The organism is Actinotignum sanguinis (genome assembly GCF_003957255.1).
GTDB classification, from domain to species: domain Bacteria; phylum Actinomycetota; class Actinomycetes; order Actinomycetales; family Actinomycetaceae; genus Actinotignum; species Actinotignum sanguinis.
In genome coordinates this window covers 58841-74872 of record NZ_QDIE01000006.1, presented here as the reverse complement: position 1 = coordinate 74872, position 16032 = coordinate 58841, and the positions used below count along the sequence as shown (strand labels likewise).

Annotated in this window: 15 protein-coding genes; 12 read left to right on the top strand and 3 right to left on the bottom strand. The window is 61.5% G+C overall.

The features are described from left to right. Positions 1 to 159: 159 nt before the first annotated feature. Positions 160 to 537: a hypothetical protein gene (locus DDD64_RS02990; protein ID WP_126134958.1), complete on the top strand. Its 378-nt coding sequence runs from the start codon at positions 160 to 162 to the stop codon at positions 535 to 537. Here DDD64_RS02990 and DDD64_RS02985 read toward each other — a convergent pair. Then, positions 534 to 1490, bottom strand: a complete 957-nt coding sequence (locus tag DDD64_RS02985; RefSeq protein WP_126134957.1) for an aldo/keto reductase — start codon at positions 1488 to 1490, stop codon at positions 534 to 536. The genes DDD64_RS02990 and DDD64_RS02985 overlap by 4 nt on opposite strands. Positions 1491 to 1565: 75 nt before the next feature. On the opposite strand from DDD64_RS02985, the gene DDD64_RS02980 reads away from it, so the two are divergent. Both DDD64_RS02980 and DDD64_RS02975 read left to right on the top strand, forming a co-directional pair. Further along, entirely contained in the window at positions 1566 to 2387 is an 822-nt protein-coding gene (locus tag DDD64_RS02980) for an undecaprenyl-diphosphate phosphatase (protein ID WP_126134956.1), read from the top strand. Positions 2388 to 2510: 123 nt separating this feature from the next. Continuing rightward, a complete protein-coding gene (locus tag DDD64_RS02975; protein WP_126134955.1) occupies positions 2511 to 3794 on the top strand; it encodes a hypothetical protein in 1284 nt (427 codons plus the stop codon). Between the two features lie 113 nt (positions 3795 to 3907). Here the strand turns inward: DDD64_RS02975 and DDD64_RS02970 are convergent, their stop codons facing one another. Then, a complete protein-coding gene (locus DDD64_RS02970) occupies positions 3908 to 4729 on the bottom strand; it encodes a RecB family exonuclease (RefSeq protein WP_126134954.1) in 822 nt (273 codons plus the stop codon). A gap of 64 nt (positions 4730 to 4793) precedes the next feature. Between DDD64_RS02970 and DDD64_RS02965 the strand changes: the two genes are divergently transcribed. From DDD64_RS02965 to DDD64_RS02940, 6 genes are all read left to right on the top strand, one after another. Beyond that, positions 4794 to 5909 (top strand): tRNA (adenine-N1)-methyltransferase, encoded by a 1116-nt coding sequence (locus DDD64_RS02965; protein ID WP_126134953.1) that lies wholly within the window; start codon positions 4794 to 4796, stop codon positions 5907 to 5909. A 94-nt stretch (positions 5910 to 6003) separates the two neighbouring features. Further along, on the top strand, positions 6004 to 7632 hold the full coding sequence (gene arc, locus DDD64_RS02960; RefSeq protein ID WP_126134952.1) for a proteasome ATPase: 1629 nt from the start codon (positions 6004 to 6006) through the stop codon (positions 7630 to 7632). Continuing rightward, positions 7629 to 9218 carry a depupylase/deamidase Dop gene (gene dop / locus DDD64_RS02955; protein WP_126134951.1) on the top strand — a complete coding sequence of 530 codons (1590 nt, stop codon included), beginning with the start codon at positions 7629 to 7631 and terminating at the stop codon, positions 9216 to 9218. The genes arc and dop overlap by 4 nt, the downstream gene beginning before the upstream one ends. 110 nt (positions 9219 to 9328) lie before the next feature. Then, a complete protein-coding gene (locus tag DDD64_RS02950; RefSeq protein ID WP_126134950.1) occupies positions 9329 to 9508 on the top strand; it encodes a ubiquitin-like protein Pup in 180 nt (59 codons plus the stop codon). A gap of 14 nt (positions 9509 to 9522) precedes the next feature. Continuing rightward, positions 9523 to 10893 carry a Pup--protein ligase gene (gene pafA, locus DDD64_RS02945; protein WP_126134962.1) on the top strand — a complete coding sequence of 457 codons (1371 nt, stop codon included), beginning with the start codon at positions 9523 to 9525 and terminating at the stop codon, positions 10891 to 10893. Next, positions 10890 to 11774, top strand: coding sequence for an FKBP-type peptidyl-prolyl cis-trans isomerase (locus DDD64_RS02940; RefSeq protein WP_126134949.1), 885 nt, complete (start codon positions 10890 to 10892; stop codon positions 11772 to 11774). Before pafA ends, DDD64_RS02940 begins: the two co-directional genes overlap by 4 nt. Here DDD64_RS02940 and DDD64_RS02935 read toward each other — a convergent pair. Further along, positions 11771 to 12364, bottom strand: coding sequence for a nucleoside/nucleotide kinase family protein (locus DDD64_RS02935; protein ID WP_126134948.1), 594 nt, complete (start codon positions 12362 to 12364; stop codon positions 11771 to 11773). The genes DDD64_RS02940 and DDD64_RS02935 overlap by 4 nt on opposite strands. A gap of 99 nt (positions 12365 to 12463) precedes the next feature. On the opposite strand from DDD64_RS02935, the gene DDD64_RS02930 reads away from it, so the two are divergent. The 3 genes from DDD64_RS02930 to pyk all read left to right on the top strand — a co-directional run bounded on the left by DDD64_RS02930 (position 12464) and on the right by pyk (position 15940). Beyond that, the gene (locus DDD64_RS02930) at positions 12464 to 13360 is read left to right on the top strand and encodes a beta/alpha barrel domain-containing protein (RefSeq protein ID WP_164545885.1); all 897 of its coding nucleotides are present in this window, start codon (positions 12464 to 12466) and stop codon (positions 13358 to 13360) included. Then, positions 13357 to 14379 (top strand): prolipoprotein diacylglyceryl transferase, encoded by a 1023-nt coding sequence (gene lgt / locus DDD64_RS02925; protein ID WP_126134946.1) that lies wholly within the window; start codon positions 13357 to 13359, stop codon positions 14377 to 14379. Before DDD64_RS02930 ends, lgt begins: the two co-directional genes overlap by 4 nt. A gap of 130 nt (positions 14380 to 14509) precedes the next feature. After that, a complete protein-coding gene (pyk, locus tag DDD64_RS02920; protein WP_126134945.1) occupies positions 14510 to 15940 on the top strand; it encodes a pyruvate kinase in 1431 nt (476 codons plus the stop codon). Positions 15941 to 16032 lie beyond the last annotated feature (92 nt).

The window sequence follows — 16032 nt, the reverse complement described above, 5'->3', positions numbered from 1 at the left end:
TTTTCACTCTCCCGGTGTTTGTCAAGTATGCAAGGCTATTGAGGCCGGAAAGCTCAACGACCCGGACTTTGTGTTGGTATAGCGAGGGAAAGTCTGGGTATTAGCAACCATTTCTGTCTATTTACCCGAATCGCGTGCCTTTCGGGGTATTCTAGGGCCATGGCTACGAATCCGCGCGCTGCGCTTGACCGTCTCATCGGTGCTTTCGAGGATTTCCACCAGGCGGCTACTACCGCTGATGACCCGGAAGCTCCGGCGGTGCTGGAAGCCGCCGATAAGCTGGCGGATGCTTACACCATTTACGATGACGTCATCTTCACGAATTTTGATGTCGAAACACCGCTGGATGTCTTCGATAGCGATAGCGAAGATTTTTACGAGGATGACGATTCCGAGGATTACCTCTACGACACCGATGATTACGACGATCTGGACGACGATGATGACGATTCAGACGATGATTACGATGACGATGATGAGGATTACCCCGGTCTCGATGACGAAGAAGACGACGACGCCCCCGCATCCCGTTCCTAAGAAATATCGTTGAGCGCCTCGATCACCAGATCGGGAAGTTCTTCACCACCCGCAAGGGTTCCTCCCAGCAGGCTTGTTAATTGACTGGCGGTACGTGCGCCCACCAGCGCCGCGCTTACGGGGGTGGATAGGAGCCAGCCCAGCGCAACCTCAGCGGGATTCCAGTTCAAGCCGTCAGCGGCTTTCGCCACTGCCTCCACGATCCGGCGCGGTCCTTCGCTCAAATAGGGGGCCACAAAAGCAGCCAGGTGATCGGAGGCAGCCCGCGAGGTGGCGGGAATAGAATGCCGGTATTTCCCGGTGAGCACCCCGCGGCCGAGGGCTGACGTGGCGAGCACCCCGATCCCCATAGCTTCACACATGGGAAGCGTGGATTTTTCTACACTGCGCTCCACCAGCGAGTATTCTTCTTCCGCCACGGTCAGCGGAGGCAGATGGCGTTCCCGCAGCATAGTTTGCATAGCCGCCACTCGCCAGGGTTCATATCCCGATACTCCGATGTAGCGTGCTTTGCCGCGGGTCACCAGCCCGGCCAGGGCTAGTGCGGTTTCCTCATCCGGGGTCACGCCATCGGGGCCACCGGCTACGGCGATATCTACGGTCTCGATAGCGAGCCGGGAGAGCGAGGCAGCGAGGGAACGTTCAATACCGGCTCGCGACACGCTATAGCTCGGACCGCTCGGATTATCGAGGAAACCTACGCGGGTGCAGATGGTGAGCGGGGAGCGAGCGGCGTCGTCGCCAAAAAAAGAGCCGAGCAAGGAGCCGAGCAGTGCTTCTGCCGCGCCATCACCGAAAGCCGGTGAGGTATCTACGAGGGTGCCGCCCGCGTCGAGGAAAGCGCGCAACTGCCCGCGGGCCTCCTCCTCATCGGTATCGCGACCCCACGTGAGCGTTCCCAAGCCGAGAGCGGATACAAGAAGCCCGCTGGCACCAACCGCACGATAATCCATAGCTCCACTCTAAACCACTGTGTCAGCCGGACACCTCAACGCGCGCGCACGCCCCGCCCGCTATGCTTAGGCCCCGTGGGTTATCTAGAAGCAGCCATTCTTGGCTTTGTGCAAGCGCTAACGGAATTCTTGCCGATTTCTTCCTCGGCGCACATCCGGATTGTCGGTGATCTTTTCGGGTGGGGAGATCCGGGTGCGGCGTTCACCGCAATTATTCAACTGGGCACCGAAGCCGCGGTACTCTGCTATTTCTGGAAAGATATCGTGCGCATTATCCGGAAGTGGTTGTGTTCGTGGACCGGGCGGGTGGCGCGCACGGACGCGGATGTACGCATGGGCTGGGTGGTCATTATCGGCACGCTTCCCATTGGCATTCTCGGCCTTCTTTTCGCGGACACGATTGAAACATCGCTGCGCAATCTTTATATCACCGCGGCTGTGCTGGCGCTGTTCGCGATTTTCCTCGGGCTGGCGGATCGCTGGGCCAGCCAGCGCAAAGAGCTGCGCGATATGAGCTACCGCGACGGCTTGCTTCTCGGTTTCGGGCAGGCTCTCGCGCTTATTCCGGGGGTGTCTCGTTCGGGTGGAACGATTACCACCGGCCTGCTCCTCGGCTACACGCGCGAAGCCGCCGCGCGGGTATCTTTCCTTATGGCGGTGCCCGCGGTGCTGCTCTCCGGTTTCTACCAGCTGGTCAAATACGCCGGAGACGCCTCGATTCCGGCCGGGCCCACGATTCTTGCCACGGTGATTTCTTTCGTTCTGGGGTACGCGGTGATCGTGTGGTTCTTGCGTTTGGTCTCCACGCGTTCGTACCTGCCCTTCGTGATCTACCGTCTTGGATTGGCTCTACTCGTGGTGGTGCTCTTGGGCACCGGTACGCTCTCTGTTTTTTAACGACGACGCCGCGATGGCTCGCCTTGCACCGGTGTTCTCTGAGAGCTAGCGGCGTACTGGGTAAACTGTGCTTGAGTTCCTCACGCGGAGGACTCGCGACGTAGGAGACTAACGGATAACCAGATGGAGACTTGGACACGCCCGGAGGTACCACCACTGGGATTCACCCCGGACCTCAACCTTTACGATTCCGATAATGAGGAAATCTGCCGGGTAGAAACTCGGCAACCTACCCTCTATACCTGCGGTATCACGCCCTACGATGCCACTCACCTGGGGCACGCTTTTACCTATGTGAGCGCCGATACCTTGGTGCGGTACTGGATGGCGGCTGGCCTTCCGGTTCGCTACGCCCAAAACATTACGGATATTGACGATCCGCTTTTCGAACGCGCCGAGCAAACGCGGGTGGATTGGCGCGAACTTGCCGATTCTCAAATAGCGCTTTTCCGTTCCGATATGGATGCGCTGCGAGTTGTCCCGCCCGGGAAGTGGATTGCGGTCTCCGAGATTTTGGACGAGCTGGAGGCGGTTGTGCGCGATTTTGAGGCTCGCGGTCTTACCTACCGTTTGCCCAATGGGGACGGCTCGGAAGATATCTATGTTGACCTCACCCGTGACCCGAGTTTCGCTGCCGCGCCGGTATTTGAGTATTTGGATCTCGAGCAGATTTTTGACGAGCACGGTGGGGATTCCACCCGGCCGGGTAAACGCCGCACCCTTGACCCGCTGGTGTGGAAGGGCGTGCGCGGTAATAATTTCCGACCCACGGGGGAGAAACCCGGATTCTGGCGGCCGGGCTGGCACGTGGAATGCGCGCTGATTGCCCGCACCTACCTGGGGGAACATATCACCGTGCAGGCCGGTGGGCGCGATTTGCTGTTCCCGCACCACGAAATGAGCGAGAGCCATCTGCGAGAGATGACCGATGATCGCGGCCGGGTAGATATCCACTTCCATGTGGGTATGGTGGCCTACCAGGGCGAAAAAATGTCCAAGTCGCTGGGTAACCTGGTGCGGGTTTCGGAGCTGATCGCGGCAGGCGCGCACCCGAGTGCTATTCGCCTGGTTCTTTTGGCCAATCATTACCGCTCCGATTGGGAATATGAGGCGAGTGCGCTCCGGCGTGCCGAAGCCCGCCTGGAATGCTGGCAGCAGGCAGCCCGCAGTGCGCTCGCAAAGCCCGCGGCCGCTGCGAGCGCACCCGAAACTTCCGCTGCGCCAGCCGTGGCACCCGCGGAGTTAGCTCCAACGTGCCGGGCACTTATTGACGCTATTTCCGATGATCTGGATACTCCGCAGGCACTGCGCATCCTGGATGACTGGGCGGCAGCCGGGGCACCCGATACGGAACAGGTGGCCCGCGCCGTTGATGCACTCCTGGGGATTCGGCTTCTTACCCACTAACCGCAGAACAGGGGCCAGGTGTTTGAGGCACCACACCTGAGGCAGATGGCTCAGGCCTGGTGCCCGAGGGCGGGCCTGGTGCCCGAGGGCAGCACGGGCGATGCGGCACTGCGTTAACTATGTGCGGTGCGCATCTGCTCCACCCCCTCACTGCTGAGCTGCGGGGGAGTGCCGCCGAAGGCCGGGCAGATCTGCTGGAAATAGCACCAATCGCACAGCCGGGAGGTGCGCGGTTCGAATTCCCCCGAATCCAGGCGCGCGGCGATGGCCCGCCAGGTTTCTTCCAAATCCATGGCGATACGCCGGGTATCTTCCGGAAGCGGATCATAGGTGAGGGTGCGCCCATCTTTGAGGTAGACAAGTTGGGTGCGAGCCGGGCGCTGCCCTTCCGTCAGCTCTAAAAGCAGCGCATAAAAGCGCATCTGGTACAGCGCTTCGTTCTGGTAGCGCGGGTGTGGTGACTTCCCCGTTTTGTAGTCAACCACGCGCAAGGCTCCATCGGGTGCCGCGTCAATTCGATCCACGATTCCGCGCAGCGCTAAACCGGACGGCAGGCGGGCATTGATGAACTTCTCCCGATCCCGCGGCGCCAAAAAACGCGGATTCTCCATATGGAAATAGTTACTAATAAGAGCGCGGGCCTGCTCCAGCCATTGCGAGAGTGCATCCGCGGATTCGAAAAGATCGGCATCTTGAGGGGACTTTTCCAGGTGGGCTTCCCAGCGCGGCAGCAGGAGGGACTGGGCATATTCCTCGGTGCGTTCGTGCTGCGGTGCGGCGTATAGGTACTCCAAAACAGAATGCACGAGAGTGCCGCGTAGCGCGGCGAGGGAAGGTGCTTCGGGAAGGTGATCGACGCTCCGGAAACGGAAGAGTAGCGGGCACTGCTTGAAATCTTTGGCACGTGATGGTGATAGTGCGGCGTGACGAGTCATGATTCCACTTTAACAACTCGCTGCGACAGAAAAATCTGTCGCACGGACAAACTACACTGGAGGAATGACACTACGACGAGGCCCCTTCCGCCCCGGTGAACGCGTGCAACTCACCGATCCTAAAGGGCGGCATTACACCATCAACCTCACGGTTGATGGCTATTTCCAGTCCACGCGCGGTTCCTTCCGCCACAGCGAACTTATTGGACAAGAGGAAGGTAGCCTCATCACCACCCCGGAGGGCCGCGAATTCCTTGCCCTGCGCCCGCTCCTGAGCGATTACGTGCTCTCCATGCCCCGAGGTGCCACCATTGTGTACCCGAAAGATGCGGCGCAAATCATCCACGCTGCGGATATCTATCCGGGGGCGCGAGTTTTTGAAGCCGGGGTGGGCTCCGGCGCGCTCTCCATTTCGCTGCTCCAGGCGGTCGGCACCGAAGGTTTTCTTCTGAGCGCGGAACGCCGCCCGGAATTCGCGGAGATAGCGCAGGCCAATCTGGTGTCCTGGTGGGGGAAGCACCCGGATAACTGGCGGGTGGAATGCGGGGAGGCCGCTGATATTTTGGCTGCTCACCCGGCAGGTTTTGATCGCGTTATCCTCGATATGCTCGCTCCTTGGGAAATCATTCCGGCGGCCGCGCAGGCTCTGGTGCCCGGCGGGGTTTTCCTCGCCTACGTTGCAACGACGACGCAGCTTTCCCGCTGCGCCGAAGATCTCAAAGCCACGGGACTTTTCACCGGCCCCGAGGCTAGTGAAACTCTGGTGCGTACCTGGCATTTAGAGGGACTCGCGGTGCGTCCCGATCACCGGATGGTCGCGCATACCGGCTTCCTCATTTTGGCGCGTCGGCTAGCCGGGCCCACCCGGCTAACTCCGGCATCCCGCCCGGCCAAGGGCGCCTACGCCGAACCTATGCCCTGGGAAAATAGCGAAGCTGCACCACTTCAAGAACGCCCGATTGCAGAAAAGAAACTGCGTAAAGTCCGCCGTGACCTGGCACACCGAGCCGACGTAGAAGAAAGCGGGGTATCTACCCCGGGGGAACATTCTCGCCAGATAGCTGAGAAAATCGCGGCGGAAATCGCCGTCCGCGAAGCCGAAAAACAGCGGCAAGTAGAGGAACTCCGGCACGCGGAAACACAAGGGCAGGTGGAGGAATCCCGCCAGGTAGAGGACTAGTGGCCTAGCTTCGGGAGCGCCGGGGATGCTATATCCCGGGGTGGGCGGTAAGGTTGGCCTGTCCTAGAATAAAGGGACGATCAGAAAGGAAGCCATGAGCACATCGGAGTCGAGCGCGGCTCTTGCCGAAATCGCGTCCTTGCGTGAGAAAAATGAACGGCTTTCCACCTCGCTGGTCGCCGCCCGCAAACGGATCCAGGAATTGGGGGAGAAACTCGATTCCCTTTCCCGGCCGCCGGCTACTTTCGCCACCTTTATTCGCGGGCATTCTTCTGATCATTCCATTGATGCCCTCGTGGGCGGCCGAAAAATGAATGTGGCTGTGTCCCCGTATGTCGCCTTGGAACAATTACGCCCCGGCCAAGAAGTACGCCTGAATGAAGAACTCGTGGTGGTCGGCATCGGCGGCTACGAAAATACCGGGCAACTTGTGGCCGTGGAGCTTGTCCTGGATCCCCAGCGGGTGCTCGTGCGAGTGCACGCGGATGAAACAAAGGTGCTGCGCATCGGCGGGAAGCTCTCAGCCGCTAGCCTGCGGGTGGGAGATACCTGCATGGCGGATCTGAAAACCGGGTTCCTGGTCGAAAAAGTGGAACGGCCGGATGTCGAACACCTCTTACTCGAAGAGGTGCCGGATGTTTCCTACGCGGATATTGGCGGTCTGGATACCCAGATTGAGGAAATCCGTGACAGTATCGAATTACCCTTCCAGCAACCCGAACTCTACCGAGAGCACGGCCTGCGCCCACCCAAGGGAATTTTGCTCTACGGGCCTCCGGGAACCGGGAAAACAATGATCGCGAAAGCGGTGGCCACCTCTCTCGCGGAGAATGCTGCGCGCGCCCAGGGGGTAGCCAAGGCATCCTCGTACTTCCTCAATATCAAGGGCCCGCAGCTTCTCGATAAATACGTGGGGGAAACCGAACGCCAGATCCGCGAAATCTTTTCGCGGGCCCGGGACCGGGCCTCCTCGGGTATTCCCGTTGTTATTTTCTTCGACGAAATGGAAGCCCTCTTCCGCACCCGCGGCTCAGGGGTTTCTTCCGATGTGGAAACAACCGTGGTGCCCCAACTTCTTGCCGAAATTGACGGGGTGGAACAACTTTCTAACGTCATTGTTATCGGCGCCTCCAACCGGGAAGATATGATCGACCCGGCTATCTTGCGGCCCGGCCGACTCGACGTGAAAATTCGGGTAGAACGCCCCGATTACGCGGGAAGCGTGGATATTCTCTCCAAGTACCTCACTCCGGATCTGCCCTACGCTCCGGCTGATATCGAAGCCTACGGTGGCGGGGCCGGCGCCGCTGCCCATCTGGCCCGCCTCATCGCGGATAGCGTTTTCGAGGCATCCCCGGAGAATCGATTTGTTGATGTCACCTACGCCTCGGGGCGGAAAGAAACTCTTTACCTTGCCGATTTTGTATCTGGGGCGCTGCTGGCAGGCATTGTTGATCGCGCGAAAAAGGCAGCTATCAAAACATATTTGACGAGCGGTGCGCGCGGCATTACCGCGGAACACGCCGTGGCCGCGGTCCACGCTGAAGCGCGTGATAGCTCGGAACTGGATCAGATCTCCAACCCGGATGAATGGGCCAAAGTCAACGGTAAAAACCGCGGGGAGCGAATCGTGGCGGTGCGGCCGCGCCAGGTTGATCCGGCATGCCAGGCCGACGCAAGTGCGCAGCCCGCGCCGAATACAACGGGGAAGGAGTCACGGTGACAGCACGTCGAGTCATCGGCCTGGAAACAGAATTTGGGATTATGGAACCCGCTGCGCCGCGGGCAAATCCCGTGGTGCTCTCGGCCGATTTTGTAGAAAGCTACGGGCATGGCGGGGAAGGAGCCGGCGCGCATGGCCCGGTGGCCTGGGACTACACCGGGGAAGACCCCCTCAATGACGCGCGCGGTTTCCGGATGAGCCGGGAGGAGGCGGATCCCTCTCAACTCACCGATGACCCCGAACATCCCGCCCCGCCAGCTGGCGTCGTCGTCGTACCTAGTACGGAAGATGACGCAGAGCTGCGCCGCCCGCGCGCCGCCAACGCGGTCCTCACCAACGGCGGACGCTTCTACGTTGATCATGCCCACCCGGAATATTCGGCGCCGGAAACCGCAACTCCACGGCAAGCGGTGCTTTGGGACCGCGCGGGTGAACTCATCGCGCGGCGCGGCATGGAATTGTTGCGCGAGCGCGGACGAGAATTTGCGATCTATAAAAACAATGTGGACGGAAAAGGCGCGGCCTACGGTTCCCACGAAAACTACCTGGTGGATCGGGCCCTACCTTTTACGGAGATCATCCGCTACCTCATTCCATTTTTCGTGACCCGGCCGATTCTGTGCGGCACCGGGCGCGTGGGGCTCGGCCCGCGCTCCGAACAACCCGGATTCCAAATCTCGCAACGCGCTGACTACGTGGAAAATGACGTCGGGCTGGAAACTACTTTCAACCGGCCCATTATCAATACCCGCGATGAACCCCACGCGGCCGCGCAGCGGTTCCGGCGCCTGCACGTCATCGGGGGAGATGCCAACCAATTCGACGTGTCTATCCTGCTCAAGGTCGGAACCACCTCGCTGGTGCTGTGGATGCTAGAACAGGATGCGGTGCCGCTCGGGCTGGAATCCGTGATCATGGACAATCCCGTACCCCTCACGTGGACGGTATCCCAGGATCCCACCCTCTCCACCAAACTCGAAGTACACGAAGGCGAACCGCGCACCGCCCTGGAGATTCAGCAGATCTACCTCGATGCGGTGCGCGATGCGCTGGCCGAATACGGTGAGGTAGACCCGGATACCGCCGAGATTCTCGAACGCTGGCAAAACATCCTTGACCTGCTCTCCCGTGATATTTTTTCCGCCGCACCCCAGGTGGAATGGGTAGCGAAATACCAGATCCTCAACGAATTACGCGAACGCGGTGGGGGAAGCTGGGATTCGGATAAGCTGCGTGCCCTCGATGTCCAATGGCACGACCTGCGCCCCGAGCGCTCCATCGTAGCGAAGCTCCGGGCCGCGGGCCGGGTGGAGGAGCTGTTCTCGGAGGCGGAGATCGCCCACGCTGCCCGGCAGGCCCCGGGCTCCACCCGCGCGTATCTCCGCGGGCAGCTCATCTCCCGTTTTTCCGATCACGTGGCTGCGGCCAGCTGGTCGAGCGTGCTGCTACGCGATAGCACCGGCCAGCTTCATCGCCTCAACTTGCCCAATCCGAACGCCGCGAACGAAGCCGCACTGGGAGCTACCCTGACCGCCGCACACACGATAGACGACGTTATAGCCGCGCTCACCGCGGCGGGTTCCTAGGCGAAGTCGCGCCACCGCGCCCGGCCCGGCACCCTGCCCCGGGCGCGCACTCGGCCCGCAGCACCCGGCCACCCGTGCGCATATCACTACCAGAGAAGAGGAAGGAAGAAATGTCCAGTCAAGAATTCCTGCAGCCCCAACGCCGCCAGGAAGAACACACCGAAGTGGAGGCCCCGCAGGCACAGAACCAAGATTTTGGTATTGATGCGCTGCTCGACGATATCGACGCCGTGCTGGAAAGCAATGCGTCCTCCTTCGTGCAAGGATTCGTGCAGAAAGGCGGACAGTGATACCCCGTCGCGTTATGGGCATTGAGACCGAGTACGGGATCACCTGCGCGGCGCAGCGCGGTACACGCCCACCGCTGGACGCCGAAGAATCCGCACAGCGACTCTTCGCGCCGGTAGTTGCCGTGCATCGGTCCACGAACACTTTTCTAGAAAACGGGTCACGTCTCTACCTGGACGTGGGTGCACACCCGGAATATGCCACGGCCGAATGTGACAACATTGACGATCTCCTCGCGCATGACCGCGCCGGCGAACTCATTTTTGCGCGGCTCGCGAAACGCGCCAATGAAAAACTACAGGACGACGGCGTACCTGGGGCCATCCACCTCCTGAAAAACAATGTTGATTCAGAGGGGCATTCTTTCGGCTGCCACGAAAACTACATGGTGCACCGGCGCCCTGACTATCGCCAGCGCATTGCTCGGCTCATCCCCTTCTTTGTGACCAGGCAGATCGTAGCGGGAGCCGGTAGCCTGCACCGCGGGGAAGACGGGCAGGTTCGCTATGAGTTCTCCCAGCGCTCCCACCAAATGTGGGAGGCTATCTCTTCGGCGTCCACGCGGTCTCGACCCATGATCAACACCCGCGATGAACCCCACGCTGATGCGGAACTCTATCGGCGCATGCACGTCATCGTGGGGGATTCCAATATCTCCCAGGCAACAACCGGCCTCAAAGTTGCGGCCACCGAAGCTCTCCTCACCCTCGTGGAAGAAGGAGCTATCCTTCCGGACCTGGAGCTCGCTGACCCCATGCACGCCATCCGGATCACGGGCGCGGACCTATCGGGGCGCGCGAATCTGGAACTGGCCAGCGGCGGATTGACCGATCCGATTTCGGTACAGCAGCGGATGTACGAAGCCGCGCTGAACCACCTGGATCGGAAAGGATACCTGGCGGAGCTCGACCCCACCCGGCGCTATCTCCTCGAGCTGTGGGAGCGCGCCATTGACGCGGTGGAACGCCGTGATCCGAGCGCTATTGCCACCGAAATCGACTGGGCTGCCAAACTCGCCCTCCTCACCCGCTACCGGGAACGCACCGGGGCGAAACTCTGCGATACCCGCGTGGCACGCCTGGATTTGGCATATCACGACATCACCGCAGGAGGCCTGCGCGACCGGATGGAAGAATCCGGGCTCCTGCGCCGGGTTATCGCGCCCGCACGCGCCACCGCAGCGATAACGACCCCGCCGCAAACCACCCGGGCCGCACTGCGGGGGCGTTTCCTGGCCGCGGCCCGGCAAGCCCGGCGCGATGTGGCGGTGGACTGGTCCACCCTGCGCCTCATGGAGGCCAATGGGAATTCCAGTGCGGTCCTCAACGACCCACTCGCCACTGAAAACCCCGAGGTCGAGGCGCTTATCGAGGAGATCACCGCGTGAACTACCCCGTGCGATACCGAGCTATCTTGGCGGGCCTAGCGGTGGCCGCTACCGCGCTAGCGGGCTGTAGCGGCCACCGCGAGCCCGGCACCCCCGGAAGCGTGGATGTTACAGGTGCTTTCGGAGCTCCCGTGACCATCTCCGTGAGTGGAAATCTCCATGTTGACGGAGTGCGCCAGGATGTCCTCATCCCGGGAGACGGGGTGGAACTGGCCGAAGGCAGCCCGGTCCTCGCCCGCATTACCTCCTTCGACTCGCGTACCGAAGCTCCGGTTGAAGGCTTTGCCACCGGCGGGATCACCCTCGCCACCGTGAGCCAAGCCGGAGTGGGGGAGCTTGCCCCCTACATCAGCGGGCAGCGGGAAGGCAGCCGCCTGCTCATCCAGCGAGAAGAATTAGTTGCCGGAGATCCCGGTGCGATAGAAATCGTCATTGTCGATATTCTCTACACAAATGCACGCGGGGAGTCAGCGCCTCCACCGGTCACGCCGCCGGCCGGAATGCCGGGGCTAGCAAGCGGCGAAGGAGTGGCACCCGTGCTGACCGGGGGTGGCGGGCCCATTCCGGAATTCGCGGTGGTGCCGCTCGTGCTCGGGCGCGGTGAGCAGGTAGCCGCCTCGGACGAACTTGTGCTCAACTACTTCCTTGTGGATCCGAATGGGCAAACGGTTGATTCCAGCTGGACATCGGGGCCGGTGCGCGCGGCGATGGGCGATCTCATGGATGGAATGCGCAAAGGTTTGGTTGATCAGCGGGTAGGTTCGCGTGTCATGATTCTTATTCCAGCCAGCCAAGCCCGCGGAGATACCGACCTCGTTGCCATTGTTGATATTTTGGCCACGGGCCGGGCCCTCACCCAGATTCGTGCCGGGGCTGCCTAAGAGCCGCGTATCTGCACATGTAACTGTCCCGCATCCCAGCGCACCACCGCGTGTGCCAGGGCCGGGGCATCTCTTGTTGTGAGCAACGCACGCTCCTGAGCGGCCCACATATCCCACCAGCCACTCGGATCACCCTCGCGCTCCCGCACCCGAGCCAGCCGGAGAGAATCCTCACATTCCATCCAGATTGTGGCCGTGCATAGCGGGGCACAGGCAGCGGAAGCCGCCCCGCAACCTTCCAGCAGCAGCACCTCGGTGAGCTGATCAGCCGGCACCGTTACCGGAGCATCGTAGCAGCTCATATACCAATTCCATGGTGTCACCCGCACGCTTTCCCCACTCAGAAAAGGCCCCAGAATCTCCCGGGCTACCCGCTCCACGCCACGGGCCAAGCCGTCCCATCCGGGTACGAAACGTTCCACCTCAAGAATCTCGACCGCCAGCCCGCTCTCCCGTAGTCGCGCCGCGAGGGCCCGCGATAGCTGGGTTTTCCCCGCCCCGCTGCGTCCGTCAATGGCGTAGATCCGTCTACCGTTCCCGCGAATCACCAGGGCTGCAAGGAGATCCAGGCCGTCCGCACCATCTTTCATTGCTCCCGCCTATTCCTGCGTCATTTTTTGTCATCCCGTGCGGGTACTCTATGTCATAACCGGCACGCGGAGCGAAGCTCACCGAGAGCGGGAGGCACAGTGGCATGGTTTATTGATGAGGTAGCACAGCGGGTGCGGGCCGCCGCTCGGCAGGTCCCGGACCAGGAGCGCGATGCGCTGCGGCGCGCCGTCCAGGCAGCTCCTGCACCGCGCGAGTTCTACCGTGCGCTCACGCCCAGTCCGCAGCGTCCCATCGGTGTCATCGGGGAAATCCGCAGCCTGGACGGAAACCCTGCCCCCGCCCCGGAATATATCGAAGCCTTTACGGAAGCATTGAGCGGCGGGGGAGCGGCTGCTATCTCCGTGACCGCACCGGTTATCCCCGGAGGGCTTGGCCTGCCGGCGCTGCGCCGCGCCCGCGCCATCGGAGTGGGCCCGCTTCTCTACCGCGATGTCACTGTCTCCGCCGTGCAGCTTTTGCGGGCGCGCGCGGCGGGCGCGGATGCTGTGTCGCTTACCCCGCGCATCCTCTCCGATGTGGAACTCGAGGCACTGGTGGAACGCGCGCGATCCCTCGGCATGGAACCCTGCCTGGAAGTGGAATCCGAAAGTGACATAACTCGCGCGATTGGCTGCGCGGCGCGCGTCGTCGTCGCAGATTCGCGTTCCGTCACAGATTATCCGCAACTTTTCGAGCAGTTGCCCTACACCTGCGTACGGGTGGTGCGACGCGGGGTGCGTAGTCCCCGAGATGTTTTCACCGCGGCGCGGCACGGCGCGGGGTGCGTTATCGTAGGGCGGGCCCTCCTCGAAACCGATGATCCGGTCGGGCTTGTGGCTCGCATGGCAACCGCGGGGCGGCATCCGGCCGCGCTGCTCATGGCCGAACGCATCGCGCACGTGAGCGACCATGCCGTTGGCGTGACCGAAGATACCGCCCAGGCACCCGGGCTCGGGCATCCGCCCCATGCCCCCGCACAAGAAGGGACACGATGATACCAACAGCTATTCCGGCTCCCGAGCACTCCGAATGGGTGCTTTTCGAGACCTCCGCATTTTCCCTCTCTATCAAGTTCTACGCGATTGCTATTGTCATCGGGATTATCGTCGCGTATGCCCTGACGGAACGGCGCTACGTTGCGAAGGGCGCGACCCGCGACGTCACGCTTTCCATCGCGCTATGGGCGGTTATTTTCGGGATTATCGGCGGGCGGCTCTACCACGTGATCACTGATTACCAGCTGTATTTCGGCCCAGGCCGTGATCCGTGGCGAGTCTTTGACCTGCGCGGCGGCGGCCTGGGCATCTGGGGTGCAGTTGCGCTGGGCGGCGTAGGTGCCTGGATCGGGTGCCGCCGCAACGGCGCCCGGCTCCTGCCTTTCGCGGATGCTCTTGCCCCGGGGCTTCTCATCGCCCAGGCCATCGGCCGCCTGGGTAACTACTTCAACCAAGAACTTTTTGGCGGCCCCACCGCACTACCGTGGGGTTTGGAAGTCGACGCCGCACACCGCCCGGCCGGTTTCCCACCCGACCAGCTCTTCCACCCCACCTTCCTCTATGAATCCCTGTGGTGCCTAGGTGGCGCCGTCGTACTCCTTCTCCTGGAAAAACGCTTCCACCTCGTGGCCGGGCAGCTTTTTGCCGCATATGTTATCGCTTACACTCTCGGCAGAGTGTGGATTGAAAACCTGCGTATCGACCCGGCACACCTCGTTGCTGGTCTGCGTCTCAATGTTTGGACATCGCTTCTCGTTTTGCTCGGCGGGATCATCGCGCTCTTTATCCTGCGACGCGCCTACCTGCGTGATTCTTCTCGCGATCACGTGTGGTTGCGGGCCCGCCCCGAGCCGGAAACTGAGGGAACTGGCATGTCGCAGAACGACGCCGCCGCTGCCGGCGCGGCCGCCGTCGTGCCCGAAAAAATGGAGACTCCCGGGGCCGCACGCGATAGTGATGCTGCTGCCGTGGCAAGCGAATCCGACGAGGGCGTGGGTAACCGCTCAGTGAACGGGTGACGCCGCTGCGCGAGCCGTGCGCTAGCGTAAAGATGAGCTCCGCTAGCGGGGCTTATAACGGTGCATATTTACCAGGACGAGTGCCTTGAGTCCCGATGGGGAAACAGGGCGCTCGGGTAAGATAGGAAACATGCGTAGAGCTAGAATTGTGTGTACGTTGGGTCCGGCTACGGATACCTACGATCAAATCCTTGAACTTGTTAAAGCCGGCATGAACGTGGCGCGTATTAACGCCTCCCACGGTTCGCATGAAGAACACGAAAAGCGCATTGATAATGTGCGCGCCGCCGCGAAGGAACTGGGTACCCCGGTTGCGGTACTCGTTGACTTGCAAGGCCCGAAGATCCGCCTCGGCCGTTTTGCCGAAGGTCCGGTCCAGCTGAACGTGGGCGATACCTTCACCATTACCACCCGCGATATCCCCGGCACGAAGGATATTTGCTCCACCACCTTCAAGGGCTTGGCGGGCGATTGCAACCCCGGTGATGTGCTCTTGATTGACGACGGCAAGGTTTCCGTGCGCGTTGTGGAAGTTGTGGACGGCACTGACGTGGTCACCCGCGTGGAGGTCCCCGGCCCTGTTTCCAATAACAAGGGTATTAATCTTCCCGGCGTGGCGGTGTCCGTTCCTGCCATGTCCGAAAAGGACGAAGAGGACCTGCGTTGGGGCCTCAACTACGGCGCGGATCTCATCGCACTTTCCTTCGTGCGTGATGCCAAGGATATTGACGATGTCCACCGCATCATGGACGAAGAGGGTATTCGCCTCCCCGTTATCGCCAAGATCGAAAAGCCGCAGGCGGTTGCCAACCTGGATGATATTGTCCAGGCCTTCGACGGCATTATGGTCGCCCGCGGTGACCTCGGCGTGGAACTGCCTCTCGAGCAGGTTCCGCTGGTGCAGAAGGAAGCCATTTCGCTGGCCCGCAAGCGCGCCAAGCCGGTTATTCTCGCCACCCAGGTTCTCGAATCCATGATCCAGAACCCGCGGCCTACCCGCGCTGAGGCCTCTGACTGCGCCAACGCCATTTTGGATGGTGCGGATGCCGTTATGCTTTCCGGGGAAACCTCGGTGGGTCTCTACCCGATCGAATGTGTGCGGACCATGGCCTCTATCGTTTCCTACACGGAGGAACACGGCCTGGAGCAGATCCCGCAGCTCTCTTCCCTGCATCGCACCCGCAACGGCGTTCTCACCCGCTCCGCGCTGGACATCGGTGAAGCGCTGGGCGTCAAGGCCGTTGTGGTCTTTACGGAAACCGGGCATACCGCCCGCCGCGTGGCCCGCAACCGTTCCCGCCTGCCCATTATCAACTTCACTCCCTCAGAGAAGGTGCGCAATCAGCTCGCCGTGCTGTGGGGTAGCGAAACCTACACGGTGGATCACTCCGCTGCCACCACGGATGAGATGGTGCAGCAGGTAGAAGACCGCCTTCTTGAACTGGGCCGCGCCCAGGTCGGTGACCGCGTGGTGATCGTGGCCGGGATGCCTTCGGGCGTAGCCGGATCCACCAACACCCTGCGTGTTCACAAGATCGGTGAAGAAACGGGCGTTGCCTAAAACTCGCGAACTGCGCTAGGCGTGCCGGATGCGCGGCTAGCATAGGAAAGGCGAGCGGGTGCCTGCCGGCATAGGTCGGGCGGGCACCCGCT